This window comes from Treponema sp. R8-4-B8 (assembly GCF_054786175.1).
The window spans coordinates 1-11,772 of record NZ_BDHE01000024.1 but is presented as its reverse complement, the minus strand read 5'-3'; the positions used below and the strand labels follow the sequence as shown (position 1 = coordinate 11,772).

Here is an 11,772-nt window from a genome sequence, read left to right as displayed (position 1 = left end):
TGTGTGGTGGTGCGGGGGGGGGGTGGGGGGGGGGGGGGGGGGAAATTAAACGCACGCCGCCTAAGGCGTGTAGATGAACCAAATCAAAACGCCCCGGCGCCGAACAGCGTACCCCAGATGAATAAACTGAGGCGGGATTTATCCCGCCGTCCGCGCCGCGGCGCTCAATCATGCACGCCGAAGGCGTGTGGATGGATAATGCGGCACAGCGTGGCGCTAAATAAAATCCCCATTTAGAATAAACGCGCCGAACCTTTAGGTGAGGCAGTGCGCCCGGACCAGAGCGAGGTATGCAACACTGTTTAGAAATGTATTTAATAGCCATTAAAACCCCTCACTTTCATTGTCTGCGCTTTGAAGATTTTTTGTAAGCAACGGTTTTTGTGTCGGGAATTGGGTATTTATAGCCACTTTTTGCCTCATTAAGAGTATTTTAGTATTTTTAGGGGGAGTTTGTCAATGGCAATTCGGCTAGACCGGATAGCTACTTCGGCAGCAAAAGGAGTCACTTCCTAATCTGTTGAAACACTTGCTCTGTTTCAACACGGTTGGAGGTGACACCATATAGGAATTGACCGCAAAATGAACTAAAACGACAAATCATAATAGGCTCTATTTTCCTTTTGTTTTGATTATTTTTTCCCTTGACAAACCCTATTTAATAGGGTATATTCAAAGATAGAAATATGACTCGTGAATTTGTAATGATGCCGGAGTTTGATCGCCAATGGCAAAAAATGGGCTTGGGCGACAATGAACTCCGTCAACTTCAAGAAACCTTGCTGGAAAATCCGAAAGCAGGGGATGTAATCCGTGGAACAAAAAAGCTGCGTAAAATACGCATCGCTTTTGAGGGAAAGGGGAAAAGCGGAAGCGGCAGGGTCGCTTATGTGGACTTTGCTTTTTATGAGACAATTTATCTCATAACCGCCTATCCCAAAAATGAGAAAGACAATCTATCAAAAGCCGAGCGAAACGTAATCGCCAAAATCATTGTCCGGCTGGAACAAGGATTGAAAGAACAGGAGAATAAAAAATGAACGTTTACGAAAGTATTATAAAAGGCTTGACCGAAGCCGAAGATTATCAACAAGGAAAAATTCACGCCAGAAAAACTAAACTGACAATAAAACCGGTAGCCGCTTTCAACACCGAAGACATCAAGCGGATACGCAAAAAAACCGGATTAAGTCAGGTAGTTTTTGCCAGTTCGCTTGGCGTCTCACCCAAAACAGTAGAAGCATGGGAAAACGGCAGAAATAAACCTGAAGGAGCCTCTCGCCGTCTGCTTGAAGTCGTCAGAGATGACCCTGCGTTTTTGAGACGGTTTCAGGCTTGAGGCATATCGTAATAATCAACACTAAGTATTTCCAACAAGGAAGGTGTTATGGAAAATAACGATAAAAAGGACATTATAAAAAGTTCATTATTTAGTCCTATAAACGTAAACGCAGTGTAGCTGACACCACTTTTCCCTAGCGTCGTTATACGACATTTATACGCTAGCGGTAGTGTCTATTGTTAATTGCTAATTAGATAATTGCTCATTACCGCTATAAGATGTATGCCCAAACCCAAAATATTGAAAAAATTCCTCGTCTGACCACTAAAACACATAATCAAAAATATCACCGTAAACAAATTTATCTATGTGTTTTAGTGGTCAGATAAAAGCCGGGCATACGCAAAGCTCTGCTACAGAACTAAATGCTCATTACCGCTTGAAGATGTATGCCCAATAAAATCCTTGAGTACAGGTGGGCAGGCTGCGTGCGATGTAAAAACGTCTTTCGGGCGTTCCCCGCCGTAGAGACTTTGGAATAAAACAAAGAAAATTCAGAGAAAAAACGTTCGGCGACATACCATAGATAAGGCTTTCTACCCACCGCTGTTTAGTCGCCGAAAGGCTCACAGCCAAATAAACGCACGGCGTAGCCGTGTAGATCAATAATGCCGCACGCTGAGAGCACCAAAAAATGCCGCAGTCCCCAATAAAAGCAAGGCCGCCTTTAGGTGGCCGTCAGTGCGAGGCGGACTCTTACGAAGTTTTTACAGCGTGCGCAGCCTGCCCGCCTGTACTAAATAAATCCTTTGGGCATACATCGTGTTGAGGAGAGGGAGAGAGCGGTTTTAAAAAGCCGTAAAAAGTGGTATATTATAAGCAGGAGAAAAACATGGAAGCAGTACAAACAACAAGGCATCCGCAGGATGCCATGAATCCTACAGATGCCAATCCACCAAGTTTTGAAACCGTGTGGGCATTATTTCAGGAAGTAGGCGAAAAACAAAAGGAAACTGACCGCCTAATGAAAGAATGGCAGCGGGAAATGAAAGAAAACGCGGAACGGCTCGACAAACAAATGAAAGAAAGCGCGGAACGGCTCGACAAACAAATGCAGAAAACTGATAGTCAACTAGGTAAACTCGGCAAACGAATGGGTGAAATTGTTGAATATATGGTTGCGCCCAATCTTAGGGAGAAATTTAGAGAATTAGGATATGATTTTCCCCAAGCGAATCCAAATTCCGATGTTTCAGATCGTAAAAATAATATACACTTTGAAATTGATGTTAAACTGGAAAATGGCGATAAAGCCATGCTTGTCGAAGTAAAAACCAAACCCACCACCGAAGATGTGCAGGATCATATTAAGCGCCTCGAAAAAATGCGTAAATATGCCGATTTACACGGTGACAAACGTACTTTTTTGGGAGCTGTCGCGGGGGTAGTAATGACGGACAATGTAAAAGAATATGTATTAAAACAAGGCCTTTTTGTTATAGAACCCTCCGGAGAAACTTTTAATATTATTCCGCCGAATAATAAACCCAAAGAATGGTAATATAATAATCATGTTCCATGCCGCTTTTACCGCTAGAAGATGTATGCCCAATAAATCCTTAAGTACAGGGTAATCCGGCTACGCCAGATAGCGGCTAAAAGGCTACGCATTTTAACTAAGGAGTTTTGCTAAAGAGAAAGCTCTGTTACTTTCGGGTGATAAAGAGCCGCTTATCGGCTGTTTTTTAATTTGTTAGTAACAAAAAAAAGTACTCCGCTAGTGATTAATAAAGCAACTGTTAAAATGATTTGCCATGCCATGAAATTACCCTCCTAACCATGTTTTAAGTATATCAATAACTGAAATTAAACCAAGTATTCCCGCACCAGTAGCCGCACCGTTTCCAACTCTAACCAGTATAGACGGTTGTTTGTTGGCAATTTCCAACAGGGAAATAATTTTGTCCAGACATTCCATTTGATTTATCATCCATACAAAATAATCATACTCCGTTTTTGATAAAATGGCAAGATTGGTTTAAAATACTAATTAGCGTTAGAAGATGCTATCTACTGGTTCGTGTTGGTTCGTGGTAAAAATTCTTCTTATTGTACACCCCTACTCTATCGTCCCGCCGCCTACTACAATATCCCCGTCGTACATAACAACCGCCTGCCCCGGAGTAATCGCGCGTTGGGGCGAATCAAATTCAACGTGTAGGCTGTCATTCCCTGTTTGTTCCACAACCGCGCTTTGGGCAGCCTGCAAGTAGCGGGTTTTTACCATTACGCGTAACGGTTTTTTTAAGTCTTCACAGGCGATAAGATTGATGTTTTTGGCGGATAGCGATTTGCAAAAAAGAGCGTTGTCTGCGCCAAGCGTTACGGTATTGTTAGCGGTTGACTTTTCTGTGACATAAACAGGATAATTGGCGGCGACGCCCAATCCGCGCCTCTGCCCGATTGTGTAGCGGATAAGGCCTTTGTGCGTGCCGATTTTTTTCCCTTCCATGTCGATAATGTCGCCGGGCGGGTATGTTTTGCCTGTGTAGTTTTCTATAAAATTGCCGTAGTCGCCGTCGGGGACAAAACAGATGTCCTGGCTCTCCCCCTTTGCAGCGTTTACAAATTTTTTCTCTTCGGCAATTTTACGCACCTCATTTTTAGAAAGCCCGCCAAGAGGGAAAAGGGAACATTGGAGCTGTTTTTGGGTAAGGCAATAAAGTACATAACTTTGATCTTTTTTTTCATCTAACGCTTTTAAAAGCAAATATCTGCCGCTTACGTCTTTTGTGACACGCGCGTAGTGGCCTGTAACAAGATAGTCAAAATCAAGCTGGCGCGCGCGAAGTAGGAGCAGATTAAACTTTATATGGCGGTTACATTCAATGCAGGGGTTGGGAGTCGCGCCTTGTTCGTAAGTTTCTATAAAATGGCGGATTACCTGTTTGTCAAATTCTTCGGTAAAATTCAGGACATAGTGATCCATGCCTAGGTTGAAAGCCACGTTTTTCGCGTCATTTACGTCCGCAAGCGAACAACAGCGGCTTTCACCCTTGTAAAGTTTAAGCGTTATGCCGACGCATTGAAAACCCTTCTCAAGCATAAGGGCGGCGGCGACAGAACTGTCAACGCCGCCCGACATGGCGATTATCGCTTTTTCAACCATACTTACTTTAACGAATGATCCCGCTTCCGCGATTAATAATTTTGCGCCCTAATCTGAAAATACGCTTTTGGATGTTTGCACACGGGACACGCGTCCGGAGCTTTCTTGCCAACGACAATGTGTCCGCAGTTGGAACATTGCCAAACCTGATCGCCGTCGCGTGAAAACACAAGGCCGCCTTCGACATTGGCAAGCAGTTTGCGGTATCGCTCTTCGTGCTCTTTCTCTATTTTGCCGACCATTTTAAATAATTCGGCGATATGGTCAAAGCCTTCTTCTTTAGCGGTTTTCTCGAAACCGGCGTACATATCAGTCCATTCATAGTTTTCACCGTCCGCCGCGGCTTTAAGATTATCGGTGGTCGGCGGAACATTATCGTTATGTAAAAATTTAAACCAAATTTTTGCGTGTTCCTTTTCGTTAAACGCGGTCTCGCGGAAAATCGCGCCAATCTGCTGATAACCTTCTTTTTCCGCTTTTGACGCGAAGTACTGATACTTAACATGCGCCTGGGACTCGCCTGCAAACGCAGCCTGTAAATTTTTCTCTGTCTTTGAACCTTTTAATTCAGCCATAATATTCTCCTTTAAATTAAATATACTTGTCCGTAAACTTCAAGCCTTAGCCCGGTTTCGCGAACAATTTCAGTATAAAATAAAAAAACGATGTAAACAAGCTATAATTTCTTTTATAAGGAAATTTTTCAGAAACTGAAGTTTTTGAAAAACTTAATATTTTATTTTCTTTATAAACAAATTCGCCGCTTCAATTCCAAAAACAACTACTGCCGTTACAATCGCTCCCGCGATTACTACGCCTAAAATTACAGCCGCCATTGCGCGTTTTTTACTGACGCCCAGTATCCACGCGCCAAGCGTTCCCGTCCACGCGCCCGTTATAGGCAGGGGAATCGCCACAAATACGGCGATGCCAAGCCATCCCCATTTTTCAAGTTTTTCGGAAAGTTTATTACGCGCTTTTTCAACAAAATGGTTAAAAAAACTTTTATACCAGCGAAAACCTTTGTCTTCGCTTTCGCCATACAAAAATTTATGTACAGTCGCGAGAAATATCCAGCAGGCGGGAGCGACAAGGGCGTTCAATACAACCGCAAACAGATAAGCCCAATACCAGCTTATGCCATTCGCAATCGCAAACGGTATCGCGCCACGTAGTTCGGAAATAGGCATAAAGGACAGAAACGCGGTAATTGACAATATTAAAGGAAGGCTCATTAATTGCTCCAAAGAGAAGGCGGGTATACGCCGGAAGATATTAATTCTTCAATTTTTTTAATCGCGGCCTCTTTGTCTTCTTTGTATGTTACGCCAAACCAATTTGAACCGGCAGGGAGGACTTTAATTTTGACGCTGCCATGTTTAATAAAATAATCCACGGCTTTGGGAATAAAACATTCGTTTTTAATCTGTCCTTTAACATCCGCCGCGAAAGTTTTTAAAAATTCATCAAAATATTTTTTATATTCGGGAATTATATCTGGCGAAAAGCCCCAGAAATTCATTGATACGGGAGTATCAGGGGCAAGCTCGCGGATTGAACCGTCAGGCGCGGTGTTAAAAATACGCCCGTTCTTTTGTTCGATGGCGGTCAATTCGTCCACGCTGACAAGGTAACCGTCATCAATTACGCATACGCCGCGCGCAACCGTACCCTGCGGACTAAGCGTTTTATCAAGGCGGTAAGGCACAATAGAAGCCGTATTAGCGTCAGGCCCGCAAAGATGTTTTCCCATAACGGCAAACGCTTCCCTGCCGTAAAAATCATCGGCGTTTATTACAGTGAAAGGCGCGTCAATTTTATCCGCCGCGCAGAGCAGGGCATGTCCGGTACCCCAGGGCTTGCTCCTTCCCGCTTCTTGCGCGGCGCGAAAAATGTCAGGCGGTATCAAACTGTCAGGGTCCTGAAAAGCAAGACTGCTATTTACTTTTGAACCCATCCGCGCCAATACCAGATCGCGAAAATCTTTTTCTATATCATGACGAATAATAAAAACTATTTTTTCAAATCCTGATTTAACCGCGTCGTACACGGAATAATCAAGCAGCACTTCTCCGTTTTTTCCAAGTTTATCCATCTGCTTAAGCCCGCCGTAACGGCTTCCCATGCCCGCCGCAAGCACGACTAAAATCGGTCCTTTCATGATTTCTCCTCTTATTTTTTAACTTTAGTATATGTAAAAAATGAAAAAGTGTCAAAATCTTCGGTATTGGACAACTGCCAGCAAGTTGCGTCTATTTCCGGAAAAAACGCGTCTCCCTCATATTGTTTATGAACCACCGTTAATTCAATTTTGTCCGCCAGCTCAAGCGCCTGCCTGTAAACAGTCTCTCCGCCGATGATGAAGATTTTTTCATAGCCGGATAAATTCTCAACGGCGGCGGACAAAGAGGGAAAAATTTTTGCATCTTTGTTGATAGAGTTGTTAGCAGCCATTGTCTTGGAAACGACAACATTCAACCGCCCCGGAAGCGGCTTTACAGGCAAAGATTCCCACGTTTTTCTTCCCATAACGCAAGGCCACCCCTTAGTCAGTTTTTTAAACCGCGCCATGTCTTCCTTAATAGCCCACGGCAGAGCGTTATCTTTCCCAATAACTCTATTCTCCGACATTGCGGCAATAATAATTATTTCCCGCGGAATATTTTTTCTCATTCTAAACCGCTATATCAAACTTAATAGCCGGGTGGGGATCATACCCTTCGATGACCGAATCACCGTAATGCCAGTCAAAAACAGAAGTAAATTTTTCAGTCTTTATTCGCGGCAAAGTCTTTGGAACGCGCTCTATTTGCGCGCGAATACCCTCAAGATGATTCACGTAAATATGCGTATCCCCTAAAAAGCCAATCAGCTTACCCTCGCCAAGACCCGCTTCTTTCGCTAGAAGGTGAAGAAGGCATCCGTAACCGGCGATATTAAAGGGCAGCCCCAGAGCGACATCGACGGAACGCTGATTCCATAGAAGGTTCACTTTGCCGTCAATTACCGTTACCTGAAAAGCGTAATGGCACGGCGGCAACGCCATGCGCGGAAGGTCGATTGGGTTCCACGCGGTTACAATCATGCGCCTGTTATCGGTATCTGTTTTAAGAGTTTTTACCAGCATATCAAGTTGATCAATACCCTGTCCCCGCGCGGGAACGTTATGCGCCGTATAACTAGCGCCGAAACTGCGCCACTGCCATCCGTAAATAGGGCCAAGCTCGCGCTCTTTCATCATCTTTGCCTTCGTCTCTTCATCGTTACCATAAGCGACCACGTCAGAACTGCACCACTCGTCCCAGATATGGTTATTCCTCTCTTTAAGCCACTCTTTATCGGTAATGCCCTGAATAAAAAACTCCAATTCAGACGCAATCAGCCGGAAAGGAATTTTTTTTGTAGTCAGCAAAGGGAATCCCTCCGCCATATCATGCTCAAACATTGCTCCCGCAATAGTAAGAGCGTCAACCCCTGTACGGTTAGTTTTACGATAGCCGCTATTAAGAATTTTTTGAATAATATCAATATACGCTTTCATTTTTAGTACTTATAGTTTATACTCAAGCTTCATTACGGGCAAGCGTTAATAAGAAATCTTTACAATAAATTCGTAATACGCTATTATTTAATATGGACGAAAAACTTCTAGAGTGGACAGAAGAAGAGCGTAAACAGGTTTTTAAGTGCAGGGTGTTCTCTGTTTGGGAATCTCTTTGCAGACCGCCGGCGCAGAAAAATGGCAAACCTCATACTTTCTCGGTTATTGAGGCGAAGGACTGGGCTATTGTTGTGCCTGTTATCGAAGGCGAGCAGGGAAAGCAATTTGTCATGGTTAGGCAGTGGCGGCATGGAGCGCGAAGTCTAAGCCTTGAATTTCCCGGCGGCGTTTTTGAGGAGGGGGAAAATCCTAAAGACGCGGCAATCAGAGAACTGCGCGAGGAGACGGGATACGTTCCGCAGAAGATTGAAAAGATTGGGGAATTTAGCCCCAACCCGGCGATAATGTCCAACAGAACGCATTTTTTTCTCGCGCAAGAACTGACAAACTGCGGCAAGCAATCGCTTGACGAAGACGAGTATGTCGAAGTTGTTTTAGTAAATGCCGATGACGTAATTCAAGGTATGGGAAAAGAACCGTACATTCACGCGCTAATGGCTTCCGCCCTGGCGCTTTACCAAAAAAATGTTTAAAAAAGAGGTTCACCTTTAGGCAAACCTCTTATCAATATTAATCACTTGTTGGTGGGACTCCACATGCCTTGACGTTTTTCACCGCTGAGGGGGGGGATGTCCAATACCATGCCGGGTTCAATCAAATCGGGATTCGCGGGTTCAGGCATTTTATCTTTATTGGCGTCATATAGCACTTTCCATTGCCACGGATCTCCGTAAACCCACGGATAACCGGCGATAGTCCATAAACAATCCCTTTCTACTCTCCATGTCCTTACAGTATACTGACTTGCCAATGGGCCGCTGGGGACTGCAGGTTTGCCGGATGTTTGAAACGCAGTGAAAATCTCAATGGCTTTAATGGCTGAGTCAATAGAGTCGTTCCAGTTTTGATTGGTACGGGCTTCTACCGCGTTTTCATATTGCGTCTTTCCTTCAATGAAATTATTCGGAAACTTTGTGTCAAACTTGTTATCACTCGCCCATTTCATTAAACGCGCAGCTTCGGCGATAAGCTGATTGGAAACATATTCATCTGAGAGTTGGGCATAATGTACCGCTTCTTGGGCAAAACCGGCGGAAGCTTCATAGTCGCCGTAATCATAGGTTTCCGCAGCCAGTTTATTTAATTCAAGGCTGCGAAGATAAAATTCATTTTGGCTTATGCTAGTGGGAATTGCCGAATCATTATCATCCCCAACCGCGGCAAAATACGCGACAGATCTGTAAGCGGGAATAATTACATCCAGTTCCGGAATATCGGACTGGGCAAACGCTAAAACTGTAAAGAATATTGATATAATCAATACAAATAAAATTTTACGGTTCATCTTGAACCACCTCCTATAATTTTTTCAGCCTCTATGGCCGTTTCATTACTTTCTCCGATTTTTTCTCCGGCTATCTTCATAGCCTCCTCGGCTTTCATGCGTTTTTCTTCCGTCTCTTTTCTGGAAATAGCGTAATTCGCCTCGGCATCCACAAACGACAATGCCGCCTCAGAGTATTTTCCATCAGCATATAACGCTTTCGCGTCTTCAAGCGAAGCCTCGCCTTTACGGAACGTCTCACGGGACGCGATGTTTGCCTTGTCGGCTATAGCCAATTCCCTTTCTTTGGAAGCGGCATCCCTGCGTTCTGTGGAATAGACCGTCCATCCGTTTGAAAGCACAATATTGTAACGAAGTTGGGCTTCTTCCGCGTTAGCAAGAGCTTTATCTTTATCGCCCGCGTCATAAGCCGTTAGAGCGTTATGGGCGATTTCATCCGCCTTTATAAAATTATCATTATCATACTTTATAAAACCGCGGTTAATAATTTCCTGTCTTGTTAAATATGTTTTAGCGCCGGCTAAAAGGGTTTTATATTCATTCAACGCGGCGGCAGCGGTGTCTTTGGCCCCATAATAATCACCGGCTTCATATTTGTCCTGCGCGGCAAGGGATAAATCATCCGCCTTTTTTAAGTACTGCGGAAAAACATCGGTAAAGCCAGTAGCGATTAATTCTTCTCTTGTCCCCATTAATTCATCTTCTCTGGCCTGCGCGTAAAGCGGAACGGCTTTCTTAAAGAGCGCGTTATAAGCGTCCGCCGCTGCGTTAAACGAAGCGTCGTCATTTGCCGCGTTATATTGGGTTTCGGCCGCTTCCCACTCGCTTGGGAAATAAGTGTTGCTGTCAAAATCCATCGCCTGCTTTCTGGCCTGATCCGCTTTGGCCTTTACTTCGGCTGAAACTTTTGGAGCGGGTTCCGCCTTAGGCGTTGTTTTACAGGAAATACATATCAAAGCGATTGTTGACAGTATTAATAGAATAAAGAAAATCTTTCTTTTCATTAATCCCTCCTTATCGGGAACGAATTTTCGAATTTACCGATAGAGTATACACTAAATATACCACTTTTTCAAGCTGATTTTTTAATATTTTTGTGCTATTCTTTACTAAAATTTTAAGATAAGAGGTAGTAATTTTTATGGATAATTTCAGTTTTGAAGTGGTAAAGCATTTTGGGGTGATTTCCCAGGAAAAAAGCGGCTGGCAGAAAGAGCTTAATCTGGTGTCATGGAGCGGCAGAACGCCAAAACTCGATATTAGGGATTGGGCTCCAGGACGCGAGAAAATGGGCAAAGGAGTCACCCTTACGCAAGATGAAGCGGCTGAATTGATAAAATTGCTAACTTTAGCCACCGCTAAACAAGAATAGACTTGTTCGGGAACTGAAGTTTTGAACAACTCTAATAGCTAAAAGGCTATTGCCGAAATTTCGGCAATTTGGTATTTTATAGTTGTCTGATTTGTATAAATAGTCAGGCTAAATTTTTTAATATATGCCGAAAGAACATATTGATGTTCGGCAATAAAAGGAGATGTATATGGCAAAACAGTTAATGTTCAATGAAGATGCCCGGCGCAAGCTACTTGCCGGGGTTGAGCAGATTTCAAAGGCCGTCAAAGTAACGCTCGGCCCCAAGGGACGGAATGTCCTTCTGGACAAAAAATTCGGCGCCCCCACAGTAACAAAAGACGGGGTTTCAGTGGCAAAAGAAGTGGAACTTGCCGACCCATACGAAAATATGGGGGCGCAGTTACTGAAAGAAGTAGCCACCAAGACAAATGATGTCGCCGGAGACGGAACAACCACGGCGACAGTTCTGGCTTACTCGCTGGTAAAAGAAGGACTCAAGTCCGTCGCCGCAGGGATGACCCCAATCGAGCTAAAGCGCGGCATCGACAAAGCGGTGGAAATCGCTGTTGATGAAATTAAGAAAAATTCCAAACCTATCAAGGATAAGGAAGAAATTTCCCACGTCGCCTCGGTTTCCGCCAATAATGACAGCGAAATTGGAAACACAATCGCCGACGCGATGGAAAAAGTCGGCAAAGACGGAGTCATCACCGTGGAAGAAGCCAAAACAATGGAAACTTCCATTGAATTTGTAGAAGGTATGCAATTTGACCGCGGTTACATTTCAGCCTATTTCGTAACCGACCGCGACACCATGACAAGCGTCTACGAAGACGTTTATATTCTTATCCACGACAAAAAAGTTTCAAGCATGAAGGATATGCTTCCCTTGTTGGAAAAAGTCGCCCAAAGCGGCAAGCCCCTGCTCATCATCGCCGAAGACTGTGACGGCGAAGCCCTT

The 11,772-nt window shown here is 44.1% G+C and carries 16 protein-coding genes; 6 read left to right on the top strand and 10 right to left on the bottom strand.

Translation table 11 applies throughout. The annotated features are described in order from the left end of the window. On the bottom strand, positions 1-325 hold a 325-nt coding region (locus ACYVRA_RS05170; RefSeq protein ID WP_461251684.1), incomplete at its 3' end, for a hypothetical protein. A 361-nt stretch (positions 326-686) separates the two neighbouring features. On the opposite strand from ACYVRA_RS05170, the gene ACYVRA_RS05165 reads away from it, so the two are divergent. The 3 genes from ACYVRA_RS05165 to ACYVRA_RS05155 all read left to right on the top strand — a co-directional run bounded on the left by ACYVRA_RS05165 (position 687) and on the right by ACYVRA_RS05155 (position 2,843). Continuing rightward, the gene (locus ACYVRA_RS05165) at positions 687-1,040 is read left to right on the top strand and encodes a type II toxin-antitoxin system RelE/ParE family toxin (RefSeq protein WP_461251683.1); all 354 of its coding nucleotides are present in this window, start codon (positions 687-689) and stop codon (positions 1,038-1,040) included. Then, complete coding sequence (locus tag ACYVRA_RS05160) at positions 1,037-1,339, top strand: helix-turn-helix domain-containing protein (protein WP_461251682.1); 303 nt, start codon at positions 1,037-1,039, stop codon at positions 1,337-1,339. The genes ACYVRA_RS05165 and ACYVRA_RS05160 overlap by 4 nt, the downstream gene beginning before the upstream one ends. Positions 1,340-2,174: 835 nt before the next feature. Continuing rightward, positions 2,175-2,843, top strand: coding sequence for a hypothetical protein (locus ACYVRA_RS05155; RefSeq protein ID WP_461251681.1), 669 nt, complete (start codon positions 2,175-2,177; stop codon positions 2,841-2,843). A gap of 264 nt (positions 2,844-3,107) precedes the next feature. Here the strand turns inward: ACYVRA_RS05155 and ACYVRA_RS05150 are convergent, their stop codons facing one another. From ACYVRA_RS05150 to thyA, 7 genes are all read right to left on the bottom strand, one after another. Further along, positions 3,108-3,272, bottom strand: a complete 165-nt coding sequence (locus ACYVRA_RS05150) for a hypothetical protein (protein ID WP_461251680.1) — start codon at positions 3,270-3,272, stop codon at positions 3,108-3,110. A gap of 129 nt (positions 3,273-3,401) precedes the next feature. After that, on the bottom strand, positions 3,402-4,451 hold the full coding sequence (gene mnmA / locus ACYVRA_RS05145) for a tRNA 2-thiouridine(34) synthase MnmA (RefSeq protein ID WP_461251679.1): 1,050 nt from the start codon (positions 4,449-4,451) through the stop codon (positions 3,402-3,404). A 32-nt stretch (positions 4,452-4,483) separates the two neighbouring features. After that, a complete protein-coding gene (rbr, locus tag ACYVRA_RS05140) occupies positions 4,484-5,026 on the bottom strand; it encodes a rubrerythrin (RefSeq protein WP_461251678.1) in 543 nt (180 codons plus the stop codon). Between the two features lie 153 nt (positions 5,027-5,179). Next, positions 5,180-5,686: a COG2426 family protein gene (locus ACYVRA_RS05135; protein ID WP_461251677.1), complete on the bottom strand. Its 507-nt coding sequence runs from the start codon at positions 5,684-5,686 to the stop codon at positions 5,180-5,182. After that, on the bottom strand, positions 5,686-6,612 hold the full coding sequence (locus ACYVRA_RS05130; RefSeq protein ID WP_461251676.1) for a nucleotidyltransferase family protein: 927 nt from the start codon (positions 6,610-6,612) through the stop codon (positions 5,686-5,688). Before ACYVRA_RS05130 ends, ACYVRA_RS05135 begins: the two co-directional genes overlap by 1 nt. Before the next feature lie 11 nt (positions 6,613-6,623). Further along, the gene (locus tag ACYVRA_RS05125) at positions 6,624-7,124 is read right to left on the bottom strand and encodes a dihydrofolate reductase (RefSeq protein ID WP_461251675.1); all 501 of its coding nucleotides are present in this window, start codon (positions 7,122-7,124) and stop codon (positions 6,624-6,626) included. A 1-nt stretch (position 7,125) separates the two neighbouring features. Next, positions 7,126-7,992, bottom strand: coding sequence for a thymidylate synthase (gene thyA, locus ACYVRA_RS05120; RefSeq protein WP_461251674.1), 867 nt, complete (start codon positions 7,990-7,992; stop codon positions 7,126-7,128). Between the two features lie 92 nt (positions 7,993-8,084). On the opposite strand from thyA, the gene ACYVRA_RS05115 reads away from it, so the two are divergent. Next, positions 8,085-8,645, top strand: coding sequence for an NUDIX hydrolase (locus ACYVRA_RS05115; protein WP_461251673.1), 561 nt, complete (start codon positions 8,085-8,087; stop codon positions 8,643-8,645). 41 nt (positions 8,646-8,686) lie between these two features. Here the strand turns inward: ACYVRA_RS05115 and ACYVRA_RS05110 are convergent, their stop codons facing one another. Together ACYVRA_RS05110 and ACYVRA_RS05105 are read right to left on the bottom strand one after the other, a co-directional pair. Continuing rightward, positions 8,687-9,457, bottom strand: coding sequence for a LysM peptidoglycan-binding domain-containing protein (locus ACYVRA_RS05110; RefSeq protein WP_461251672.1), 771 nt, complete (start codon positions 9,455-9,457; stop codon positions 8,687-8,689). Further along, positions 9,454-10,461, bottom strand: coding sequence for a hypothetical protein (locus ACYVRA_RS05105; RefSeq protein ID WP_461251671.1), 1,008 nt, complete (start codon positions 10,459-10,461; stop codon positions 9,454-9,456). Before ACYVRA_RS05105 ends, ACYVRA_RS05110 begins: the two co-directional genes overlap by 4 nt. A gap of 137 nt (positions 10,462-10,598) precedes the next feature. Between ACYVRA_RS05105 and ACYVRA_RS05100 the strand changes: the two genes are divergently transcribed. Next, a complete protein-coding gene (locus ACYVRA_RS05100) occupies positions 10,599-10,829 on the top strand; it encodes a YdbC family protein (RefSeq protein WP_461251670.1) in 231 nt (76 codons plus the stop codon). A 169-nt stretch (positions 10,830-10,998) separates the two neighbouring features. After that, on the top strand, positions 10,999-11,772 hold a 774-nt coding region (gene groEL / locus ACYVRA_RS05095; RefSeq protein ID WP_461251669.1), incomplete at its 3' end, for a chaperonin GroEL.